This is a genomic window from Rhodococcus sp. 24CO (assembly GCF_050586165.1).
GTDB lineage: Bacteria > Actinomycetota > Actinomycetes > Mycobacteriales > Mycobacteriaceae > Rhodococcus_F.
This window is the reverse complement of sequence record NZ_JAZFNF010000002.1, coordinates 242,458-265,151: the sequence shown is the minus strand read 5'-3', so window position 1 is coordinate 265,151 and position 22,694 is coordinate 242,458. Positions and strand designations below refer to the sequence as shown.

At 61.8% G+C, this 22,694-nt stretch carries 17 protein-coding genes; 9 read left to right on the top strand and 8 right to left on the bottom strand.

The genetic code is table 11. From position 1 onward, the window contains the following. Window positions 1-161 precede the first annotated feature (161 nt). Both V2B23_RS05400 and V2B23_RS05395 read left to right on the top strand, forming a co-directional pair. On the top strand, window positions 162-569 hold the full coding sequence (locus tag V2B23_RS05400) for a YciI family protein (protein WP_430949407.1): 408 nt from the start codon (window positions 162-164) through the stop codon (window positions 567-569). A 9-nt stretch (window positions 570-578) separates the two neighbouring features. Then, window positions 579-1,727: an RNA polymerase sigma factor gene (locus tag V2B23_RS05395; protein ID WP_430949406.1), complete on the top strand. Its 1,149-nt coding sequence runs from the start codon at window positions 579-581 to the stop codon at window positions 1,725-1,727. A 9-nt stretch (window positions 1,728-1,736) separates the two neighbouring features. Here V2B23_RS05395 and V2B23_RS05390 read toward each other — a convergent pair whose 3' ends face one another. From V2B23_RS05390 to V2B23_RS05370, 5 genes are all read right to left on the bottom strand, one after another. After that, window positions 1,737-3,059: a PucR family transcriptional regulator gene (locus tag V2B23_RS05390; protein ID WP_430949405.1), complete on the bottom strand. Its 1,323-nt coding sequence runs from the start codon at window positions 3,057-3,059 to the stop codon at window positions 1,737-1,739. After that, window positions 3,056-4,489, bottom strand: coding sequence for a phytoene desaturase family protein (locus V2B23_RS05385; protein ID WP_430949404.1), 1,434 nt, complete (start codon window positions 4,487-4,489; stop codon window positions 3,056-3,058). The genes V2B23_RS05390 and V2B23_RS05385 overlap by 4 nt, the downstream gene beginning before the upstream one ends. Beyond that, window positions 4,486-6,333 (bottom strand): DUF3556 domain-containing protein, encoded by a 1,848-nt coding sequence (locus tag V2B23_RS05380; RefSeq protein WP_430949403.1) that lies wholly within the window; start codon window positions 6,331-6,333, stop codon window positions 4,486-4,488. The genes V2B23_RS05385 and V2B23_RS05380 overlap by 4 nt, the downstream gene beginning before the upstream one ends. Before the next feature lie 85 nt (window positions 6,334-6,418). After that, a complete protein-coding gene (locus tag V2B23_RS05375) occupies window positions 6,419-7,891 on the bottom strand; it encodes a class I adenylate-forming enzyme family protein (protein ID WP_430949402.1) in 1,473 nt (490 codons plus the stop codon). A 115-nt stretch (window positions 7,892-8,006) separates the two neighbouring features. Beyond that, the gene (locus V2B23_RS05370; protein WP_430949401.1) at window positions 8,007-8,894 is read right to left on the bottom strand and encodes a LysR family transcriptional regulator ArgP; all 888 of its coding nucleotides are present in this window, start codon (window positions 8,892-8,894) and stop codon (window positions 8,007-8,009) included. A gap of 74 nt (window positions 8,895-8,968) precedes the next feature. Between V2B23_RS05370 and V2B23_RS05365 the strand changes: the two genes are divergently transcribed. From V2B23_RS05365 to V2B23_RS05355, 3 genes are all read left to right on the top strand, one after another. Then, entirely contained in the window at window positions 8,969-9,589 is a 621-nt protein-coding gene (locus tag V2B23_RS05365) for a LysE/ArgO family amino acid transporter (RefSeq protein ID WP_430949400.1), read from the top strand. Between the two features lie 199 nt (window positions 9,590-9,788). Next, window positions 9,789-11,336, top strand: a complete 1,548-nt coding sequence (locus tag V2B23_RS05360; RefSeq protein ID WP_430949734.1) for an FAD-binding protein — start codon at window positions 9,789-9,791, stop codon at window positions 11,334-11,336. A gap of 99 nt (window positions 11,337-11,435) precedes the next feature. Beyond that, window positions 11,436-12,758 carry a ClC family H(+)/Cl(-) exchange transporter gene (locus tag V2B23_RS05355; protein WP_430949399.1) on the top strand — a complete coding sequence of 441 codons (1,323 nt, stop codon included), beginning with the start codon at window positions 11,436-11,438 and terminating at the stop codon, window positions 12,756-12,758. A gap of 46 nt (window positions 12,759-12,804) precedes the next feature. Here V2B23_RS05355 and V2B23_RS05350 read toward each other — a convergent pair whose 3' ends face one another. After that, entirely contained in the window at window positions 12,805-14,175 is a 1,371-nt protein-coding gene (locus V2B23_RS05350) for an NAD(P)/FAD-dependent oxidoreductase (protein ID WP_430949398.1), read from the bottom strand. A gap of 123 nt (window positions 14,176-14,298) precedes the next feature. Here V2B23_RS05350 and V2B23_RS05345 point away from each other — a divergent pair, with 123 nt between their 5' ends. The 4 genes from V2B23_RS05345 to V2B23_RS05330 all read left to right on the top strand — a co-directional run bounded on the left by V2B23_RS05345 (window position 14,299) and on the right by V2B23_RS05330 (window position 19,510). Beyond that, complete coding sequence (locus V2B23_RS05345; protein WP_430949397.1) at window positions 14,299-15,189, top strand: LysR family transcriptional regulator; 891 nt, start codon at window positions 14,299-14,301, stop codon at window positions 15,187-15,189. A gap of 92 nt (window positions 15,190-15,281) precedes the next feature. After that, window positions 15,282-16,745 carry a benzaldehyde dehydrogenase gene (locus V2B23_RS05340; RefSeq protein WP_430949396.1) on the top strand — a complete coding sequence of 488 codons (1,464 nt, stop codon included), beginning with the start codon at window positions 15,282-15,284 and terminating at the stop codon, window positions 16,743-16,745. 23 nt (window positions 16,746-16,768) lie between these two features. Continuing rightward, the gene (locus tag V2B23_RS05335; protein WP_430949395.1) at window positions 16,769-17,878 is read left to right on the top strand and encodes an NAD(P)-dependent alcohol dehydrogenase; all 1,110 of its coding nucleotides are present in this window, start codon (window positions 16,769-16,771) and stop codon (window positions 17,876-17,878) included. Between the two features lie 120 nt (window positions 17,879-17,998). Further along, on the top strand, window positions 17,999-19,510 hold the full coding sequence (locus V2B23_RS05330) for an MFS transporter (protein WP_430949394.1): 1,512 nt from the start codon (window positions 17,999-18,001) through the stop codon (window positions 19,508-19,510). Between the two features lie 108 nt (window positions 19,511-19,618). Here V2B23_RS05330 and V2B23_RS05325 read toward each other — a convergent pair whose 3' ends face one another. Both V2B23_RS05325 and V2B23_RS05320 read right to left on the bottom strand, forming a co-directional pair. After that, entirely contained in the window at window positions 19,619-21,265 is a 1,647-nt protein-coding gene (locus V2B23_RS05325; protein ID WP_430949393.1) for an alpha/beta hydrolase, read from the bottom strand. Between the two features lie 280 nt (window positions 21,266-21,545). Then, window positions 21,546-22,631 carry a TerC family protein gene (locus tag V2B23_RS05320; RefSeq protein ID WP_430949392.1) on the bottom strand — a complete coding sequence of 362 codons (1,086 nt, stop codon included), beginning with the start codon at window positions 22,629-22,631 and terminating at the stop codon, window positions 21,546-21,548. Window positions 22,632-22,694: the final 63 nt, after the last annotated feature.

Here is a 22,694-nt window from a genome sequence, read left to right as displayed (position 1 = left end):
ACCGTAGGTCACGCTGCCGACACCACAGCTTCCAGACGCTTCACCAGCACAGACACAAAGCTCGAAAAACTTGTCGGCATGATGTCGAGAATCCGTGACTTGCTACGTCCCTGTAGTGAAGTGCGACCAGAATGGGTGGCACCAACCCGAGGAGATACACGATGGCCAAGTACCTACTTCTCAAGCATTACCGCGGCGCTCCGGCTTCGGTCAACGACATTCCCATGGATCAGTGGACGCCGGAAGAGATCACGGCTCACATGCAGTACATGCAGGACTTCGCGGATCGACTCGAGGGAACGGGCGAGTTCGTCGACGGTCAGGCGCTCGCCCCTTCAGGAACATTTGTCCGGTACGACGGAGAGGGTCGACCGCCCGTCACCGACGGTCCGTTCGCGGAGACCAAGGACCTCATCGCCGGCTGGATGGTGATCGACGTCGACAGCTACGACCGTGCCGTCGAACTGGCGGGTGAGTTGTCGGCAGCACCCGGAGCAGGCGGAAAGCCGATCCACGAGTGGCTCGAATTGCGCCCCTTCTTGACCGCGCCACCCACGATCACGGACTGACCTCGCCAGATGAACGAGGTCTTGCTTCGGAGCCTCACTCCGAGCGTGCTCGGCATTCTCGTCCGCCGCGGAGCAGATTTCGCGGCGGCCGAGGATGCCGTGCAGGATGCACTGCTCGAGGCACTCCGAGTCTGGCCGGATAACCCGCCGCGAGACCCGAAGGGCTGGTTGGTCACCGTGGCCTGGCGGCGGTTCCTCGACGCGACCCGAGCGGATGCCGCTCGCACCAGGCGTGAGCAGCTACTCGAGGAAGAATCGGTGCGTGAGTCCGCGCCCGCGGTGGACGACACACTCCAGCTCTACTTTCTGTGTGCTCACCCGTCTCTGACGTCGTCGTCCGCGGTCGCGCTCACGCTACGGGCCGTCGGCGGGCTGACCACCCGCCAGATCGCGCAGGCTTACCTGGTCCCCGAATCGACGATGGCGCAGCGCATCAGCCGGGCCAAGCGCGCCGTATCCGGCGTGCGGTTCGATCAGCCGGGCGATGTCGCCACGGTCCTGCGAGTCCTCTATCTGGTCTTCAACGAGGGGTACTCCGGCGATGTCGACCTCGCTGCCGAGGCCATCCGGCTCACTCGGCAGCTCGCGGCCACAATCGATCACCCCGAAGTGGTGGGGTTACTCGCCCTCATGTTGCTCCACCACGCCAGGCGGCCTGCCCGAATCTCGCCCGACGGCAATCTTGTGCCCCTTGCGGAGCAAGATCGCAGCCGGTGGGACACGGAGGCGATCAGCGAAGGCATCACGATCTTGTACGCCGCGCTCGCCCGCGACCGGCTCGGTGAATACCAGGCTCAGGCCGCCATAGCGGCACTCCACGCTGACGCGCTCACCGCCGAGGAAACCGACTGGGTTCAGATCGTCGAGTGGTACGACGAACTCGAGCAACTCATCGACAGCCCGGTTGTCCGCCTCAACCGAGCGGTCGCCGTGGGAGAGGCTGACGGAGCACGCGCCGGTCTGGCGGCACTGGCAAGGTTGGACAACTCACTGCCCCGCTACACGGCGGTGGCGGCGTATCTCCACGAGCGCGACGGAGACCTCACGACGGCTGCACACCTGTACGGCGAGGCCGCGCACAAGGCAACCAACCTCGCCGAACGCGACCACCTCACACGCCAGGCTTCCCGGCTCAACTCCCGCCGGAGTGCAGACTGAATTCCTGCCTCACCCGGGCGGGCGCAACACCGAACGACCAAGCAATTCGCACACCTGCAATGCCAGAGCAAGATCCAGCTTGTCACGCCCGACGATGACTGGATCGCCGAGCGCCTTGTTGATGCGGTACTTCACGGTATTGCGGTGCAGATTCATCTGATTGGCAGTGTGGAGGTGACTTTCGCCGTTCGCAAAGTACACGCTCAGCGTCGTCCGTAGTGACGCCGCCGCCGGAGTGTCGGCGGCCAACGGCCCCAGCACTTCCCACACCCAGGACTTGGTCGCATCGAGATTGTCGGACAGGAGAGACACCACCGCGATGCCTCGGTCACCAAAACTCACGAGTGGCCGTCCCGGCGTATCCGGCACGGTTGCAACAGAATAGGCGGCGCGCGCTTGCTCGTGCGAACGCTTGAACCCGGACATCCCATTCCCGGGAAGACCGATGGCGACGCGGGTGCCACCGTCGAGTGGCACGGATGCCGACAGTACCTGCAGATCCGGTCCCGGAACGCGGCGCCCGAAGGGCAACCACGCCCACACAGTTCGACGGTCGATCGCGGTGACGATCACTGATTTGTCAGCGCCGGCCGCCGCGCCGAGATCACGCACCAGCCGATCGAGGGCATTGAAGCCCAACGCATCGGCATCCCACGTCGACCAGGCAACCACGGCAATATGGTTCTGGTCCAACCGATATCCGGTTTCAGCCTCGAAACTTACCGCGTCTGCACTAGTTCCGGACAACAGTGCGTGGATCGCAGCCGAATGCAAGTTGCCCTGTGCGTTGATCCACCGACTTCGCTCCTGCTCGTACGCATCGAAGACGTACAACGTAATCCAGTCGATGTAGCTGTACACCACATCCGAAGTATGTTTCAGGACAGCCAAGGTCAGCCGGGCTGGAATGTCGAGGGCGCTGACCTCATCATGGCAGATCCTCATCAGATCGCCCTGGCCCATGTGATATGCCCGTACCAACGAGTTGGACGGGACGTCTCGTTGGGCGAGCCTGAGCGCGTATTCCACTGCAGCGGTAGTGGGCTGGAGATGATCGATGGGAATGTCGTTTGCCAGCACGTGGATGATGGTCGTGACATTTCCCTGCACGCTGGCTTCGAGCATCTCGATCAAATTGGCATCGTTGTCCAACTGGTCGATCTCGTGGGCCATCATGACGCTCATTTCACGCGCTATTTCAGTACTACGCGCGTCGAGGCGTCGCGCCAATTCTGCAACCACGGCAAGTACTTCCGGGTCCGCAGCAGCCGGCACCCGGGCGAGGCGCCGCCTCGCAACGGCGTCTCGATCCTTGTGCGATGGACCAGTCACAAAACCTCCGCACCCTTCCGCCTGAGATACTTCAGTGCAGATTCGGCCGCGTTGTACCCACACATTCCGTGTGCCCCGGCCCCTGGCGGTGTCGATGCCGAGCACAGATAGGTGCCCTCGATCCCGGTACTGTACGGATCTACAGCGATGCGTGGACGCAAAACCACTTGCAGTTCGGAGTTTGCTCCGCCGATGATGTCGCCACCCACCTGATTCGGATTGTCTCGGGCCAGATCTGCGGTACTGCGACTCGATGTCGCCACGATCTGATCCCGGAACCCCGGTGCAAACCTTTCGATCTGTCGAACGATCGCCTCGGTAGCGTCGCCGGTATATCCTTGTGGCACATGCGCATAGGCGTACAGCGGATGGATGTTCCCGGCGGAGCGGGTGGGATCAGCGAGGTATTGCTGACCTAGGAGCACGAACGGCCGCTCCGGCATGTGCCCCGCATTCGTCTCACGCTCAGCTGCCACAATTTCGTCGAAACCGCCTCCCAGATGGACTGTTCCCGCCCGAGCACAATCCGGATTCGTCCACGGCACATTACCTTCGATCGCAAAATCGACCTTGAAAGCGCCGGGTGCCAACTTGAACTTCCGGTAGGCCTTCGCCACTCGGGCGGGGAGACGATCCCCCAGGATTTCGAGAGCACCAACTGGATTGACATCCATCAGAACAACATCGGCGTCGGGAATCTCGGCAGCTGAGCGCACCCGGGTACCGGTGTCGATCTTGCCACCATGATCGCGGAGCATCGCCGCTAACGCATCGGTGATGGAGCGTGAACCGCCCTCGGCAACCGGCCAACCGTAGCGGTGACCAGCCGCGGTGATCATCAACCCCACGGCCGACGTGGCCGGACGGTGAAGTGGGTAGAAGGCGTGCGCGGCGACCCCACCGAACAACGCCTTACCCTTGTCCGTCTTCCACAATTTCGCGGTCACGGTTGCCGGAAGCAGTGCTCGCGGACCGAAAGCCGCAAGCCTCAGCGGATGACGCGGAACGTTCACGATGGGCCGCATCAGGTCTGACGCCAGTGCGTCGAAACCCGTCGACAGGTCGCTGAACATGCGCTGCCATCGCGGCCCGTCCGCGCCGAGCCCCGCCGCGGTCTGCTCCAGCGAGCGGTACAGAACACCGGCATCACCGTTGTCGAGGGGGTGCGCACAATCCGCCTCGGCCCACCGCCAGATCAGCCCGTATCGCTCGAGGTCGAGCTTGGACAGGTATGGCGAACCGATACCCATCGGATGAAACGCCGAGCAGTGATCGTGGATCAACCCGGGCACGTCGATCGGACCGGAGCGCGTTCCTCCGCCGATCTGGTCGGCGGCCTCGAGGACCTGCACGTCCACACCGCTCCTGGCAAGGTGTACTGCGGCAGCGAGCCCGTTCGGCCCGCTGCCGACAACTACGGCCTTTGTCACTTACCCACCTCTTGCTCGATACTGCTGCTCTTCGTCCGCATCCTCGGCTCGGAGACGACCTGAGGGTCTGTCGCCGCGCGGTCGGCTCGTACGTCCAGTGTCCACTGAACATCGAACGGAATGGGGCCATTCGGCAACCACGGCTGTTCGGCTACCGCGTCGGCCACCTTGAAGGTCCCCCGTTCGATGACGCCCAACGCCGCGTCGATCACCTTGTACTCCTGCGTGCCCTTGTGGATGGGCTGGGATTCGATCCACGTCACCAGGAACTCGCCCGGCGCGAAGTTGCAACGACGCTGTATCGCCGCGATCATCTTCTCGTCGTGCAGATGGCCGTCGCCGAAGTTGAAGGCGACGATGGAGTTGCACATGAATTCGGCCTCCCTCAAGGAGTACGTGTTGATGTCCTCACCGAGGTGCCTGATCATCAGTGAGAACAGTGCACGCCCCTGGCTGTGCATGGAACGCCAGCCCAACAGCTGATGCAGAACGACATCGGACACGTCTTCGGGGTACATCGTCATCAACTGGTTACGGGTATCAGGCGACGGACGCTTGATGCACTGATCGATCTTGGCTTCGGCGCCGGGCGCGAATGCCCACGTTGCGGATGCCCAGTTTCCGGCGTACTGACGCATCGACGGCAGGAAGGACACGAGATCAGGTCGAAGATTGCCGAGAATCGGGAAGAAGGCAAGGGCTGCAACAATTCCCGCGGTGATCCACGGCGACGACATGGCGCCGAGGCCGTAACCGTCCCACGCTGGGAAGCCCAGGAACAGGAAGACCGAGGCGTAGGCGAACAGAAGATTCCATTCCAACGGAACGGCCAGCGGGAAGGTCGACGCGATGAAGAGGTGGAATCCGACCATGAGGATCACGGCAAGGATGGTGAGTGTCTTGTTCGTCGAGAACAGCAGGATCAAAGGGGTGACGATTTCGACCATCGTTCCGGCCACGTGTGCGACGCCGCCGCCCAGATGCGAAGGACGCAGATCCTCCGGGAAGTTGCGGTAGTGCGCTCGCTTGATCTTCTTCGACGGGATCCACGGCGTATTGCTGAGCATCGGGGGAACCACCAGCGAGAAGTGGCGGCCGAACTTCGAGACACCGGCACCGATCCACACCATGACGATCAGCAGTTTGAGCGCCAGAATCATGTCGACAAACGGCAGGAATGTGAAGAAGAAGATTGCCGGCAGGTACTGCTCACTACGGGCAGCGATGAAGGGCACCTTGTCCCGCAACCCGAGAATCACCATGAGCACGAGCAAGGAGTACAAGACCGTCGGGCGTACCAGTCCGGCGTTGTCGGCGATCGCCGCGTCGATTCCCGTGGTGTGCACTCCGGGAAGGACAGCGGCAACAAGAAGATTGGCGACCGCCGCAACGTAGATGAGCACGTCGAACACCGTCCGGGTGTCACCGGAGGTGAGCGGAACCTTGCCCGGCCACGGTGGCAGGCGAATCGTTCCCGGCCGTATCCAGTAGAGGACACCACCGGTCATCGGCTTGAAGTGGCCGGCCAGTGGACCCCACGAACCTGCCAAGCCCAGCAGCTCGAGCATCATCGTCCAGAGGATGAGCTTTTGGTAAACGACGGGTTGATTCCACCATGATCCTGGATCAACCCAGGAAAGCCCGGAAGTCAGTGTCGCAACTGCGGTTCCGGCCAGAAGGTAGAGAAACAGCAACTTCATGATGTAGACGGTATGGACCATCTTCGGTGTCCCGAAGCCGTAATCCACCCAGTGCGTGGACATGTCGCGAAGACGCTCAAGGAAAGGCTTGTCCATGAACGTGGCCGGGTCGACGGGAGGGAAGTTTCCTTCTTTGAATCCCATGATGTGCTCCTGAAATACGGAATGTGGGCATGACGGATCAACTCGACGCACGTCGTCGAGTTGTGCTGGTACCACAGGGATAGGACTAGTGGGCGGGAGTTGCGCTCAGGGCTCGTCGCATCCCGGGTTTGTCGATCTTGCCCACCGGATTTCGGGGAAGCGTATCGACGACGTAGATCGCCACTGGCACCTTCACTCGGGTGAGCAAGGCCGTGACATGTTCGAGCAGTTCGTCTTCGGTGACGGGTGCATCGGGATAGGCGACGACATAGGCAACAGGAACCTCTCCGTAGACCTCGTGCGGAGCTCCGATAACTGCGGCTTCGAGCACGGAAGGATGTGTGGCGAGCGAGTTTTCGATTTCTTTGGGGTAGATGTTTTCTCCTCCCCGGATGATCATGTCCTTGATGCGGTCGACCAGGGTCAGGTAGCCATCCTCGTCCAGCACTCCGACGTCGCCGGTGTGCAGCCAACCGTCCACAACAGTTCTGGCCGTCTCTTCCGGCCTGTTCAGGTAGCCGCGCATCACGTTGGCACCCTTGATGATTACCTCGCCCGCGACGCCACGCTGAGCAAAAGTCCCGTCGTCGGCGAGGATCGCAATCTCTTGCCCGGGCAACGCCGGACCGACGGTGCCGAGTTTGCGAATGCCGTCATAGGGATTACACGCCGACGCACATGTTCCCTCGGTCAGTCCGTAGCCTTCCACGATGACAAAACCGAACCGCTCCTCGGCGCGCTCGAGGAGTTCCTTACTGATCGGTGCAGCGCCGCAGACACCTAGTCGCAACGACGACGTGTCGAGCGTTGCACCTTCGGACTGCGCCGTCAGCATCGCATAGATGGCGGGAACGGCGGAAAAGTACGTGGGCCGCAAGTGTGCCACGTCGTCGAAGAACCTTGATACCGAGAACTTTCCGGTGATACTGACCTGACCGCCGACGATCAGTGGGGCGAGAACGCTCACGCATATAGCGTTGACGTGAAACAGTGGCAGCACCAGAAGACAATGATCTGCCGCCGTGATGCCGATGCTGCGCCCCATTGACGACGCCATGAACTGCAGGTTGGCATGGGTCAGCATGACGCCCTTGGGTGTACCCGTCGATCCACTGGTGTAGATCAAGAGCGCAAGGTCTTCCTCCACCACCGCAACGTCCGGCAACGGTACGCGGGGTGGCGCAGCAGCCAGATCATCGACGCACAGCACTGCGCGTCCACCGTTAGGCGCATCCAGTCCAGCCGTAACGACCAGTTGCGCACCGGAATCCATGATCTGATAGTCAGCCTCATTGGCCGTGAACATCGGATTGATCGGTGTCGCAGCGGCGCCGACACGCCAGGCCGCCATGATCGCTGTCACCAACTCGACTCGGTTGGGAAGCATGATCGCAACGACGTCACCGCGCCCGATACCCCGGCTTGCGAGTTGCGCCGCAACAGCTTCTACGCGATCGGCGAACTCCGAATAGGTCAGTTCACTTCCATCGTCACGAAGGCACGGAGCGGATCCGTACTTCTTTGCCAGATCGGGGGCCAGATATCCGATGTCCACCACGTGAGTCAGCACCTTTCATTGCATGTGACTCAGAACACTATCGGCGATCCGGGGCCGAAGAAACGGTCGCCGAGGCTCAACTTGCTGAATTTCTTTGTCTCCGGAGCACAATGGGTCAGGCATTCGTTTGAGGCAAGATTTCCCGTGCTCGAGCAGCGACGGCGTCGGCGATTCGCACCAAAATGGGCGGCGACAACTTCCACTGCTGCCAGAAGAGCGGCACGTCGTCGACAAAATCCGGATCGAACCCGATCAGCGTATCCGCCGATTCGTGACTTTGCAGATCAGGCAACAGGCCCCAGCCGTAGCCCAGTCGCACCGCGTCCGAAAAACCCGCAGACGAGGGCACCTGGTGACGAGGGGGATCAACGGGATACCTGACCTTCCTGTCCAAGTACCTGTCCTGCAGCAGATCCTTGCGGTTGAACACCACCACCGGAGCCACTGAAAGTGCTTCTGCCGTAACACCGTCCGCGAACCATCTGTCACAAAATTCGACGCTTGCCATCGGCCGGTAGCGCATGATGCCGAGCCGGCTCGACGTGCACCCTTGAATCGGCGTCGCCGCCGAGGTTACTGCTGCCATCACCGACCCGTCACGTAAGAGATCGGTTGTATGGTCCTGATCGTCGATATGGAAATCGAAACTCGCTTCGGCCGTGAAATCTGCAAGCACCTGAAGTACCCACGTGGACAACGAGTCTGCGTTGACCGCAACCGAGATGCGGGCCAGAGAACCCTGCGCGCTGTCAAGACCCAACTCGCGCACGGTATCCCGCGAGAGAGCATCTATCTGACGGGCCAAACGCAGTACTTCGCGCCCCGAGTCAGTGACCTGAACCGGCTTGGTGCGTTGCAGCAGAATCCGGCCCACCGCCCGTTCGAGTGCTTTGATCCGCTGACTGACTGCAGATGGCGTGATGTGCAGTTTCCGGGCCGCCGCGTCGAACGTTCCCTCGTCGACCGCAGCGTGGAGCGCTTTCAACTGCTCAATGTCCAACATAATCTGAAGTTACTCTTATGCGGCTTAAGAATCATTAGCTGGACTGCTGATTATTCGGCGGCCAGGCTGGTGACATGCTCAGCAATAGTGACCCGACGTCCGCCGTCGTCGGTTTTGGTGTCGGACTCTCGCTCATCGTTGCGATCGGCGCCCAGAATGCGTTTGTACTTCGCCAAGGCCTGACGCGCTCGCACGTACTCCCGATTGTGACAGTCTGCGCCGTCTCGGACGCAATTCTGATTCTCGCCGGTATCAGTGGAATCGGAGCCATTCTCGAACACGCACCGTCACTGATCACTTTCGTTCGCATTGCCGGTGCGATTTTCCTTCTCAGCTATGCAGCATTCGCCGCCAAACGCGCCTTCAGGCCGCAGACGTTGGCGCCCGATCAACACGGCAACGGATCAAGGCTTGCCGCCGTCACCATGGCATTGGCACTAACCTGGCTCAATCCACATGTCTACCTCGACACCGTGGTTCTGATGGGTTCGATTGCCAACGGCCGCGGCGAGATCGGACGGTGGTGGTTTGCTGCCGGCGCCATCACCGCCAGCGCACTCTGGTTTGCCGCTCTCGGTTACGGCGCACGTTTGCTGACGCCACTGTTTGCCAAACCCAACGCCTGGCGAGTTCTCGACGCCATTATCGCCGTGATGATGACGATTCTCGGGGTCAGCTTGCTCCTCGAACTCTGAACGCCGGGCGGGCCGAAGTTTGTATCCCGTTCACTGGAACATCGACAACCGCACGCGGGTAAGGCCGTGCTTAAAATCACTTTACGTCGACGTCGAGGACATCACTGACGACATGGTTCGCCGCTTCGCATCTGTACACCAGTAGCTTTCCGTGCGTGGACCCACCTGGAAAACCGGCTTAGCCGGGAAAGGCTGAATGATGATGAACTGGAACGAAGAATACGACGTACTGGTCGTCGGTTCCGGCGCCGGCGGCGTCACCGGCGCCTACACGGCGGCTCGCGAGGGACTGACCGTGAATCTTATCGAGGCGACCGACAAGTTCGGCGGCACCACCGCATATTCCGGCGGCGGCGGCGTCTGGTTTCCGTGCAACCCGGCGTTGCAACGCGCGGGTACCGACGACACCATCGAGGACGCGCTCGAGTACTACCACGCTGTAGTCGGCGACCGCACTCCGCGCGAGTTGCAGGACACGTACGTCCGCGGCGGCGGACCCCTGATCGAGTACCTCGAACAGGATGAAAACTTGAAGTTCGAAATGCTCCCCTGGCCAGACTATTTCGGCAAGGCACCCAAAGCCCGCCTCGATGGACAGCGGCACACCATGCCCACCCCGTTACCGGTCTCGCAGGCGCCGGAACTGCGGGAGGTTGTGCGCGGTCCCCTCGACTTCGACCGTCTCGGGATCCCCCAACCCGACGACTTTTTCATCGGCGGACGAGCACTGATCGCCCGCTTCCTCAAAGCCATCGAAAAGTATCCGAATGCGAAGTTGACCTTGAACAGCCCGCTTGTCGAGCTTGTGGTCGAAGAAGGAGCCGTCGTCGGCGGCATCGTCGAACGCGATGGCGAACGCGTAGCCATCCGTGCCCGCAGCGGCGTGGTCCTGGCTGCCGGAGGTTTCGAGGCGAATGACGAACTGCGACAGCAGTACGGGGTTCCCGGCCACGCCCGCGACACCATGGGGCCCGGAGCGAACCTCGGCAAAACGCATCAGGCTGCCATCGCAGTCGGCGCTGACACCGACCTGATGGATCAGGCATGGTGGTCACCAGGACTGACCCATCCCGACGGGCGTTCGGCGTTTGCACTGTGGTTCACCGGCGGCATCTTCGTCAACCAGGACGGTGCACGGTTCGTCAACGAGTCGGCTCCGTACGACCGCCTCGGGCGCGATGTGATCGCTCAGATGGAACAAGGCACCCTCACCCTGCCGTATTGGATGATCTACGACGACAAGGAGGGCGAGCGCCCACCGGTGCAGGCACCGAACGTGTCGATGACAGAGACTGAAAAGTACGTCGACGCCGGCCTGTGGCACACCGCCGACACTCTTGAAGCCCTCGCTGAAAAGATCCGAGTGCCGTCCGAAATACTGGTGGAGACGGTCGCTCGATTCAACAAGATGGTCGAAAACGGCGTCGACGAGGACTTCGGTCGTGGTGACGAAGCCTATGATCGTGCGTTCTCGGGCGGCGAACCACCACTGGTGGCGATCGAGCAGGGCCCGTTCCACGCGGCGGCATTCGGAATCTCCGACCTCGGCACCAAGGGCGGGCTGCGCACCGACACAGCAGCTCGAGTTCTCGATACGTCGCACAATCCGATTCCCGGCCTCTATGCGGCGGGAAACACCATGGCAGCGCCGAGTGGAACGGTATATCCCGGCGGGGGTAATCCCATCGGCACCAGCATGCTCTTCAGCCACCTCGCCGTACAGAACATTCTCTCCGAGCGCGAGTAACGCACAGGCTGCCGGCGCACATGCGTTACCGTTCACACGACGCATGTTCCACGCAATTCACGTTTCGAGAGTTGTGACCGTCAGGTAGGACTGACCACGATGACCGCGGACGATACCGGCGACGAACCGCGTGAAGCCAGCCGCGGGTTGGTGTTGCTGTGCCTGCTCGCGATCGTCGCCGGAGCTTGTGTCGGCTTCATCGGTGGAGCGTTCCGTTGGTGCCTGCACAGGGCGGACAGGCTGCGCGAGACGATTCTGGAATGGTCACATGGGATTCCCTATGTCGGCTGGCTTGTCCCCGTCGCACTGGTGGCGTTGTGCACAGCGCTTGCCGTCGTGATCGTGCAACGCGTGCCGCTTGCCGCGGGAAGCGGTATCCAGCATGTGGAAGCTGTCTTCCGCGGCGAGGCACAACCTCCGCGACTTGTCCTCGTGCCCGCAAGATTTGTGGGCGGCCTGTTGGCGATCGGCTCGGGACTCGTGCTCGGCCGCGAAGGCCCCACCGTGCATATGGGTGCGGCGATCGGAGCAGAAGCAGGTCGGCGAGCCAGGCTTTCGGCACCGGATGTGCGACTGCTTCAAACATCCACGGCCGGAGCCGGACTCGCCGTCGCCTTCAATGCGCCCATCGGTGGCGCCTTGTTCGTCTGCGAGGAAGTCACCAAATCGTTCCGGCTCCGAACGGTCCTTCCCACCCTGTTCGGCGTAGCGGTGGCAGTGGCATGCTCACGGCTGGTGATGGGTGATCGGCCTGACTTCGCGGCCGGCGCTGTCCCCAGCCCGCAGATTGCGCTGCTACCGCTGTTTGTCGTCTTCGGACTGCTCACCGGGATACTGGGGATTATCTATAACCGCCTGGTTCTGGGAATGCTCGATCTTGCCTCGCGCCTCCGCCGTATTCCGCCGACCGTCATCGGGGCGATGATCGGTGCTGTCATCGGCGCCGTTTTGTTTCTCAACCCACTGGTCGGCGGCGGCGGTGATACCGTCTCGCAGATACTTGTCGGTGGGCGCACCTTTGTCATGCCGATTCTGCTGCTGTACTTGGTTGTTCGATTCTTCACCGGCCCGCTGTCCTATGCCGCTGGAACTCCCGGAGGCCTTTTTGCTCCACTACTCGCGCTCGGCGCTCTCTGGGGTTCACTTTTTGCCGGGCTGGCAAGCTTCATCCCCGGCGTCGACGCGGGAGTCACCGTCGCGATGGCGATTGTCGGTATGGCCGCGTTCTTCGGCGCCGTGGTGCGCGCGCCGTTCACCGGCATTGTGATCGTCGTGGAAATGACAGCAGTCACTTCGGTACTCGTTCCGATGCTCGCCGCCACCGCTGCCGCAGTCGTTGTCGCGACATTGGCCGGATCAGCACCTATTTACGACAGTTTGCGCGAACGGATGCTGCAAAGTCAACGCCCACCTCGCACGTAGCGAAGTGGGCGTTGGAAGACTCTGCGTTACCGGGCAACCGCGAGAGTCAGGCGGAGTGCGCCAACTCGGGTTCCTTCTCGAGCACCGGTGGAGCAGCTTCGATTTTCACCGGTTCCTGCGTGTAGTGGAAGTGCGGGCGACGGTGGCCGATGAAAGACCCGAACCAGGACATCACTGCGACATAACGGTTTCGGAAGCCCACCATGTACATGACGTGCACAGCCAACCACATGAACCATGCGATGGTGCCCTTGAATTCGATCTTCTTGCCCACCCGGACCACAGCGCTGAATCGGCTGATGATCGACATACTGCCCTTGTCCATGTACTTGAAAGGCGTTCCGGCCTTACGCTTTCCATTGACAATCTTGGCAGCGTGACGGCCACCCTGCATCGCGACGGGAGACTGACCCGGCAACCCGTTGAGCGAGGTCATGTCGCCGACGGCATACACGTTGGCGAAACCACCCACGGTGAGGTCGGGATTGATGAGGAGTCGGCCGGCACGGTCGCTCTCACAACCGGTTGCAGCTCCGAGAACTGCGGCAAAGTCGTTGGCGCGCACACCGGCCGACCAGATGACGGTCTCGGCGTCGATACGCTTTTCTTCCTTGGTCTGGATCGACGACACTGTGACGCCATGCTCGTCGATGGCAGTGACCATGGTGTTGAGAACTACCTCGACACCGGACTTCTCGAGCGATTTCTGCGTGTACTCACTGAGCTTGCCACCGAAGGCCGGCAGTGCAACGCCGGCACCTTCGACCATGGTGACGGTGACTTCTTCTGCACTGATGTTGTTGATAGCCATCGCGAAATAGCGTCGTGCCAATTCCTTGATCTGACCGGCCAACTCGACGCCCGTTGCACCGGCACCGACAACAACAAAGCTCAGCAGATTCTTGCGAGTGACTGCGTCGGTGGTGGTGTGAGCCTCTTCGAAGCAGCGCAGGATCTGCTTACGCAGCAATTCTGCGTCTTCGACGGTCTTGAGCTTGTACGTGACCTCAGCAAACTCGTCGCGGCCGAAGTACGCCTGCGTTGCTCCCGTTGCCGCAATCAGTGAGCGATATCCGAGAGTGTGCCGTTGGCCCGACGCCTCGTAGACGATTGTGCTTTCTTCGGCGTTGACCTCGACGACGCGCCCGAGACGAACATCCGCGTCGGGGAACTTCTGCAGGATGTTGCGGATCGGCGGAGCGATTTCGCCGGCCGAGAGCACGCCAGTCGCAACCTGGTAGAGCAGCGGCTGGAAGAGATGCTCAGTGGTTTCGGAGATCAGGACAAACGGGGTCTTGGACTTCGTGAGCGTCTTCGCGGCAGCAAGCGCCCCGAACCCGGATCCGACGATGACGACCGGCGTCTTCTCGTGTCCCGTTGCATCCACATCTGCGCGACCCGCAGCAGTTCTGTCCACCACAAACTCCTTGACCAAATTGAAAGTATGACTATTACCGTATGGAACAGTCATAGGCTCAGTCCAGCTAGCTGCAGTATTCGCAAGACTGTTATCTGTTTTGCTCATAAGTAGGATGTCGGTATGGACTTTCGCCAACTCAAGTATTTTCTCGTCGTCAGCGAGGAACTGAGCTTCAGTCGCGCTGCCGAACGGTGCTTCATCTCCCAATCCGCCATCAGCCATCAGGTGGCGCGACTGGAGAAGGAACTCGGCGCGACGCTCTTCGAGCGGTCCACCCGGGCGGTGCACCTGTCACCGGCAGGCTCCCGATTGGTGCCGATCGCTCAGCAGGTTCTCAGTCTCGAAACCATGGCGTACTCGGTGGCACGCGACCCCAGCGCACGCATCCGCATCACCGGAAACATGAGTTTCGCCGGCCAGACGCTCGATGCGATTGCCCATGTCCGCGAACGACATCCGGACCTCGACGTGGAGTTCGTGATCAAGAGTTTTGCGCACCGAATGGACGCGGTCGCGTCGGGTGATGCAGACATTGCACTTATTCGTGGCAGCGTCGATCGCCCCGGGCTTGAACCTATCGACCTCGGCGTCGAGGATCTTCTGATCGTCATGTCGAGTCGGCACCCGTTGGCCGGCCAGCAGAGCGTCGACCTGAATGATCTCGCCGCGTATCCGCTACTGCTGCCACCTCGCCAAAGCCAGGTTTTGATTCACCAGGTCGTGGAGGACGCCTTCCGGGAAATCGGGCGTCGAGTGCAGTTGGGTCCGGCAATTCCGAGCGATCACACCGCCACACTCGACGTCATCACGAACCCAAAGGCCTGGACCCTGCTGTACTCGATCACCGCCGGCGAATCCCCGCGCGCCGGAATCAGCTTCATGCGAGAAGCTAACGGCCGCTTGCGAATCCCCGTATCCGGTGTAACCCGCAGCGGCGCCACACATGTGCCGGAATTCAACGATCTGATTCAGGCACTCAAAGATTCCATGAACCCGTCTTTCACTGAGTGAAAGTTGGGTGGTCATCAATTCCTGGGCAGAGCAGCGTGGTGGGTAACCATGTGATGCGGCCGAGCGGCGCATCCCTTTTCCAAGGAGCGACCATGACGAGTTTGATGACCGAACCGGTCTGGGAATCGAAGATCTTTGCGGGAGAATGGATCGCCGGCGGGGCCGCAGATCGCATAGTCGTCGAACCCGCAACTGGTAATCAGCTCAGCACCGTCGGCATGGCCACGCCTGACGACGTCGCTGCCGCAGCAGCAAAGGCCAACGCTGCTCAGAAAGACTGGGCAGCACGGCCGTACACCGAGCGAGCAGCCGTTTTGCGCCGCGCGGGTCAACTGTTCGAGCAGTACGCCGACGAAATCGGCGAGTGGGTGATCCGTGAGGCCGGCAGCATTCCGGCCAAGGCCGGGCTGGAAACCCACACCGCCGCAGAGGAGTGCTACAACGCCGCTGCCCTGGCCGCCCACCCGGTCGGTGAGGTTCTGCGTTCGGAACAGCCTCGCCTCAGCTTCTCGCGGCGGGTCCCCGTCGGAACTGTCGGCGTCATCGCTCCCTTCAACTTTCCGATCATCCTGGCCATCCGCGCGGTTGCTCCCGCCCTCGCGCTGGGCAATGCGGTGATCCTCAAGCCAGATCCGCGCACCGCGATCTGTGGCGGCGTCGTCCTCGCCCGCATCTTCGAAGAAGCCGGCTTGCCCGCGGGCGTGTTCAGCATGCTGCCCGGCGGCGCCGACGCCGGTGAGGCCATCGTGGTTCATCCGAGCGTCCGCGTCATCGCATTCACCGGATCGACTCGCGCCGGCCGGGCAGTCGGCGAACTGGCCGGCCGGCACCTCAAGCGCGCCCATCTCGAACTGGGCGGCAACAACGCCCTGATCGTCATGGATGACGTCGACCTCGAAAAGGCAGTGTCGGTAGGCGCTTTCGGTTCGTTCATGCACCAGGGGCAGATCTGCATGACGACCGGCCGCCAACTTGTCCACGAGAGCATCGTCGCCGATTACACCGCTCTCCTCGCCGAGCACGCCGAGAAACTTCCGGTCGGCGATCCATTCACCGGCCAGGTAGCGCTCGGCCCCATCATCGACGCCAAACAACGCGACCACATCCATTCGCTGGTCACCGAAAGCATCGCGGCCGGAGCAAAACTGGCCGCGGGCGGCACCTACGATGACCTCTTCTACCGGCCGACGGTCCTGGCCGATACGCCACTCTCAGCACCTGCCTTTGCCGACGAGGTGTTCGGCCCGGTCGCTCCGGTGACGTCCTTCTCCAGCATCGACCAGGCGGTCGCCATCGCAAACAACTCCGAATACGGCCTTTCCCTGGGCATTCTGACCGCCGACGCCATGCGTGGACTCGAGATCGCCCAGCAGATTCCGACCGGCCTCGTGCACATCAACGATCAGACCGTCGGCGACGAAGCCGTTATTCCGTTCGGCGGCATGGCGTCCTCCGGCAACGGGGGTCGCGTCGGCGGCATCGGCGCCAACCTCGACGCCTTCACCGAAACTCAATGGGTAACCGCGCAAAGCACATTGCCCGTCTACCCCTTCTGATCCGAATCACTCAGGAGCGCAACATGTCCCAAACAGCACGTGCCGCAGTCGTCGACAAGATCGGCGACCCGTTCACCATCGGCGATGTCACACTGGACACGCCACGGGCGGACGAGGTTCTGGTCCGCATCGTGGCCGCGGGGGTGTGCGGCACCGACCTGGGCGTTCAAGGCGGCCACATTCCCTTCCCGTTGCCCGGCGTTCTGGGCCACGAGGGCGCGGGTATCGTCGAAGAGGTGGGCAACGCGGTCACCACGGTCAAGCCCGGCGACAAGGTCCTGCTGTCCTTCACCAGTTGTGGAACGTGCCGAAACTGCCGCACAGCGCACCCGGCATATTGTCAGGAATTCTTGCCGCGCAACTTGATCGGCGGTAGCCGAGCCGACGGCACTGCCACTATCTCGCGCGGTGGCGAAGACGTGAGCGGCCACTTCTTTGCTCAATCCTCATTCTCCACCTACGCCCTGGCCGACGAACGCGGCGCCACCAAGGTCTCCGACACCGCAGATCTTGGTCTACTCGCTCCGCTCGGATGTGGCATCCAGACCGGCGCAGGAGCGGTACTCAACATCCTGAAGCCGGAATCCGGCTCGACCATCGCAATCTTCGGCGTCGGAGCAGTGGGCATGGCGGCGGTCATGGCGGCGAAACTGACGGGCGCGGAGCGCATCATCGCGATCGACATAGTGCCGTCCCGACTAGACCTGGCGCGCGAACTCGGCGCCACCGATGTGATCAATTCGAAGGACGTCGACGCCGCAGCGGAACTGGACCGGATCAGCGGCGGCCTGGGCATCGACTACGCCATCGACGCCACCGGTAACGCCGCGGTGCTCTCGACTGCGATCGAATGCCTCGCTCCGCTGGGTACCGTCGCTGCCATCGGCGCTCCGGCGGCCGGAACTACCGTGGCAGTGGACGTGAATTACCTGCTCAACGGCCGCAAGTTCATCGGCGTCACCGAGGGCGACGCGGTGCCGCAAGTATTTCTGCCGTCGCTGGTGTCGCTGATCGAGCAGGGCCGTTTCCCTCTGGAGAAGCTCGTCAAGCACTACCGGTTCGATCAGATCAATGAAGCCGCTGAGGGCATCAAGGACGGCAGTGTGCTCAAGCCGGTTTTGCTGTTCGACTGATTCCCAGCGAGCTTCGGTGAACACAGCCGTTGACGGGATCAATTCCCCGGACCTACGATCCAGAGAAATTTACTTCGCCACATTAAGTACATTTCTCTTGTAGTTCCCGAGAAGGACCCATTGACGAATACCACTACGACAAACACTGCTGCCGCGAGCTCCGCAGTCGAATCCATCGCACCATCTCCGCGCCGAGAAGCGATGATCATCGCGGCCCTGAGCTTGGCCGCGATGATCGTCTCGATGATGCAGACGTTGCCGGTTCCGATTCTCGGACGGATCCAATCCGACCTGGGAATCTCGACCGCCGGCGTCAGTTGGGTGACAACGGCGACCCTGCTCTCTGCAGCAGTTTTCACCCCGCTGCTGGGCCGCTACGGGGATCAGCATGGCAAGAAACGCACACTGGTCGGCGTTCTTGTCGTCATGGTGATCGGTTCGATCGTCGCCGCGCTGGCACACAATCTGCCACTGCTCATTCTCGGTCGGGTCCTTCAAGGAACTGCAACCGCGATCTTCCCATTGGCGCTCTCGGTCTTGCGCGAAGAGCTGCGGCCGCACAAGCTTCCCGGCGCAATGGCCTTGGTCAGTGGAACTCTCGCATTCGGCAGTGGGCTGGCCCTTGTTGCCACCGGCCTTCTCACGTCCGCCCCGGATGCCGACTACCGCAACGCCTTCTGGATGGCCACAGGATTCGCGGTGCTGGCCTTGATTGCCGTCATCACCCTGGTCCCGCCCACCACACACAAGAGCGGTGGGCGCGTTGACCTCATCGGTGCGCTGAGTCTGGGAGCAGCACTACTTCTGCTTCTGCTGTCGATTTCTCAAGGCCACCAATGGGGTTGGCGGTCGCCATTGACGATCGGCGTTTTCCTGGCCTCGATCGTGATGTTCGCAATCTGGGTGTGGATCGAGAAGATCGTCGACGAACCGCTGGTCGACATGCGGATGTTCGTCCACCGCCCGGTGATGATGGCAAATCTTGCCGGCGTCGTGGTGGGCTTCGGGATGTTCGCCAACTTCCTCGGGATCTCGTATCTCGCACAACTTCCCCGCGATCTCACCGGCTACGGATTCGACGCGAGCATTCTGCGTGCTTCGGTCGAATTCTTGCTGCCAGGCGCGTTGGTTTCCTTGATCGCCGCCCCGATCGGCGGTCGCCTCATCAGGCTTCGCGGGCCACGCTTCGTCCTGGGGCTCACCGCGGTCCTCGGGGCGTTGCCCTTCGCGTGGCTGGCGTTCGACCACACGCACACCGCATCGGTCATCGGTGCAGGCATGGTGATCGGGGCCGCCCTCAGCCTCGGCTATGCAGCCATGCCCGCCATCATCATGTCCAGTGTGCCGCTCCACCAGAGCGGCATCGCCAACGGCATCAACTCGATCTCGCGCTCCACCGGCAGCGCCATGGGCAGCGCAGTGGTGACGACGATTCTGGCGTCGATGACCATCGCGAACCTCCCCGACGGGGTACCCGCGATGCCCAGTGAATCCGCCTTCACCGTTACGTTTTCGACCGCCGCCGTCGCCTTCGTTCTGGTGGGACTGGTTGGGTGGCTGGGTCTGCGACCGTCGCGTTCCCTTGCAGCTTCGGAGCAACGTGCCACCCCGGAACTACCTCCCGCTAAGTGAGTTCGGTGGCCCGGCGATCTGACAATGGAATGCGAGATCGAGACGCAGCAAAACAAGCCAACCTCCACCGGAAGCGGCGTGCACCCGCACGTCAAAGCCGAGACGGCCTCATAGCGGGGCGATAATCGGAGCCTCGGGCGCATGCGTGACGGTGGTGCGCCCTGTCTCGAGGTATTCGGTGACGGCCTGATCGATGACGGCGTTACCACCCTGGATACCGGCACCGTGATCTCCACCTTCCACGGTGATCAGATTCGCGCCCATGTCGCGGGCTAGCCGCACCCCGCCCTGATAAGGCGTCTGCGGGTCACGCAACCCCTGCAGAACAAGCGGCGCCGTCGCCAGTCCCCGGTTGCTCAACTCGGGCAGCGCGGCAACGGGCGGCGCACCGGCACAGAAGGTTCCGGCACTGTAGCCGTACCCGATGAGCTCGAAAAGGTCTCCGGTGACGAAGGTCGAGAAAAGCCAACCCGGGATACGGTCGGGCCGGTCCGCGACACTGTTCTCGTTGCACAGGATCAGTGACTGCATCATCTGGGACTGAGCAATTCGCTCCAACTCTTGCTCCGGGATGTCGTTCATCCCGGCGCCGCCGGGAATCGCCTCGACACCGTCGCGGATTACCCGGGCCATGAGCGGCCAACTGTTCCGAGCGGGAAGCACCTGCCGCGTCATCACGTAGATGCTCGACGACATCTGCGTATGCGACGAATCTGCGAGGCCCCGAATGAACGCCTCGAACTGAACGCGGGCCGGTCCCGTCAGATCGACGCCGCTGCGGTAGGCATTTGCGAGTGCTTCGAGGCCGGGCGGTACGTCACCGACCTGGGCAGGCGGCGGCGCAAGCGTCGGGTTACCACCGGCCTCCGCCACAATCCCGTCCGACCACCGCTGGTAGACCTTCAGCGGAGTCTCGCCCAAGCCGTAGGTGTCGTTGTTGGCGGCGATCCAATCCATGAGGTCGTAGAAGCGAGCTTTGTAACCGTCGTTCTGCTGCCACAACACGTCGTTCCACAACCAATTCTGGTCGACCGCGGAATCGAGAACCATGCGACCGGTGCGCTCAGGGAAAAGCGTCGCGTACGTGGATCCGAGAATAGTGCCGTAGGACAGACCATAGATGTCGATGACATCCTCGCCGAGCGCAACCCGGACCTGCTCCCAGTCCCTCGCCGTGTTCTCGGTCGTCAGGTGCGCCGCGGCGCCCGGCGCACCGGACTCGCATGCGTTTCGTGCCGCGGCCCCACCGAAACCGAAGCCCGCCGCCGTCGCCTGCTCGGGACCCACTACGCACGAGAGGGCGCCGGCATAGGGGAGTCCGCGTGGTTGGACCCCGATCACGTCCCACTGAGCGCGAATCGCATCGGGCAGGACGTCGACGAACATTCTGTTCGAGCCGATCGCGTCTCCACCAGGTCCTCCGGGATTGGTGAACAGCACGCCTTTGCGCGAGCCCGGATCTTCGGCGCGGTGCCGGGTGACGAGCACGTCGATCATGCCGGCGTCAGGTTCTGCGTAGTTGCGGGGAACGGTGACCGAAGCACACTGATCAGATGCCGGATCGAGCTGATATTCGGCTGGGCAGGACTCCCAACGAAGATCTCCACTCGGTGCCGGCTCCGCAGCGGCGATGGGTGCGCCCCCGACGGAGATCACCGCGGTGACGCCGACGGCAAGAGTCACGAGTCGACTACGCCGCGAGAACGTCGCATCTTCACGCCGCATCGAATTCAATTTCCTGTCGATCCCCGGCATAGTCTCGCAGCCCCCTCGTAGTCAGTGTCGTGACGGCAGTGGCACCCACCCCACCGCTTCACCGCCAGTATTTCAGACGCACCACTGAATTCAGGAGTCACCCTCGAAGGTATGGGCACCGATTCCTATGCTGCAGTAGCCGGCTTTCGGCGCCTCGAGGGCGTACTGTTCCGACGAACTCAACGCCTTGTCCGCCAGTGCTTTTCCGGGCCCTGAGGCCGGGCAGAGAAAGGGAGACCGCACATTGTGCGGTCTCCCTTTGATTTTCGGTCAGTCGGTGTCAGCTCCTACTACGGGCATCCACCTTGTCGTCATCGTCGTCGTGCTCGCCGGCTGCGAACTCGATGTCGGAATCCCGGGCTCCGGCATCACCGCCCGTCTTCTCGAGCTCGACCGGCGTGTCACCGGACGCAACCTCTTCTGTGTCAGGATCTTCCGGTAGCGGCTTCTTGAGGCTCAAGATGATCGAGCCTGCCAGCACCACGATGATCACGGCGAGGCTTACCAGCGACGGAATCTCGGGAATAGACGTGCTGATCACCTTGTGGCCGGCCTGCATGATCAGCTTCACGCCGATGAAGGCGAGGATGATCGACAGTCCCTTGGACAGGTAGTGGAACTTCTCGAGCAATCCCGAGAGCAGGAAGTACAAGGCGCGCAGACCCAGGATCGCAAACGCGTTGCTGGAGTACACGATAAACGGGTCGTCGCTCACTGCCAGAACTGCCGGGACACTGTCGACGGCAAACACGAGGTCGGCCGCTTCGATGGCCACGACAACCGCGAACAGCGGTGTTGCGATGCGCTTTCCGGCTTCCTTCACGAAGAACTTGGTACCGACATACTCGTCCTGAACCGGCATGATCTTGCGCAACATGCGAACCGCGAACGACGTGCCGGGGTCGAAGCTTTCGTCCTCGTCCTTGAGCAGCTTGTAGGCGCTGTAGAGAAGGATCGCGGCGAACACGAACAGGACTGCCGTGAACTTACTAACGATCGCGACACCGGCAGCGAGGAAGATACCGCGGAAGATCAGGGCGCCGATGACACCGAAGAACAGCACGCGGTGCTGGTACTCACGCGGCACCTTGAAGTAACCGAAGATCAGGGCGAACACAAACAGGTTGTCGACCGAGAGACTCTTCTCCAGCAGCCAGGCCGTGGTGAATTCGACACCCGAGTTCACCCCCAAGGTCAGGGTGACAACCACCGCGAACACCAGCGACAAACCGACCCAGAGTGCACTCCACCTGGCGGCTTCCTTGAATCCGATGACGTGCGCGCCGCGGTGGGCAAGCAGGTCGATCAGCAGCATGATGACGATGACGGCGGCAAACGCGGCCCATGCCCACACGGGAACCGTCATCGCCGATCACCTGCCCGACTGCCACGGCTAACTTCAGTCACGGGATTCTCCTTTGCCTGGAAG

Bases quoted from the DNA above. Each gene is read 5' to 3' on its own strand.
- V2B23_RS05400 (WP_430949407.1), top strand. From the start codon at position 162: ATGGCCAAGTACCTACTTCTCAAGCATTACCGCGGCGCTCCGGCTTCG.
- V2B23_RS05395 (WP_430949406.1), top strand. From the start codon at position 579: ATGAACGAGGTCTTGCTTCGGAGCCTCACTCCGAGCGTGCTCGGCATT.
- V2B23_RS05380 (WP_430949403.1), bottom strand. From the start codon at position 6,333: ATGGGATTCAAAGAAGGAAACTTCCCTCCCGTCGACCCGGCCACGTTC.
- V2B23_RS05370 (WP_430949401.1), bottom strand. From the start codon at position 8,894: ATGTTGGACATTGAGCAGTTGAAAGCGCTCCACGCTGCGGTCGACGAG.
- V2B23_RS05365 (WP_430949400.1), top strand. From the start codon at position 8,969: ATGCTCAGCAATAGTGACCCGACGTCCGCCGTCGTCGGTTTTGGTGTC.
- V2B23_RS05360 (WP_430949734.1), top strand. From the start codon at position 9,789: ATGATGAACTGGAACGAAGAATACGACGTACTGGTCGTCGGTTCCGGC.
- V2B23_RS05355 (WP_430949399.1), top strand. From the start codon at position 11,436: ATGACCGCGGACGATACCGGCGACGAACCGCGTGAAGCCAGCCGCGGG.
- V2B23_RS05345 (WP_430949397.1), top strand. From the start codon at position 14,299: ATGGACTTTCGCCAACTCAAGTATTTTCTCGTCGTCAGCGAGGAACTG.
- V2B23_RS05340 (WP_430949396.1), top strand. From the start codon at position 15,282: ATGACGAGTTTGATGACCGAACCGGTCTGGGAATCGAAGATCTTTGCG.
- V2B23_RS05335 (WP_430949395.1), top strand. From the start codon at position 16,769: ATGTCCCAAACAGCACGTGCCGCAGTCGTCGACAAGATCGGCGACCCG.
- V2B23_RS05325 (WP_430949393.1), bottom strand. From the start codon at position 21,265: ATGCCGGGGATCGACAGGAAATTGAATTCGATGCGGCGTGAAGATGCG.
- V2B23_RS05320 (WP_430949392.1), bottom strand. From the start codon at position 22,631: ATGACGGTTCCCGTGTGGGCATGGGCCGCGTTTGCCGCCGTCATCGTC.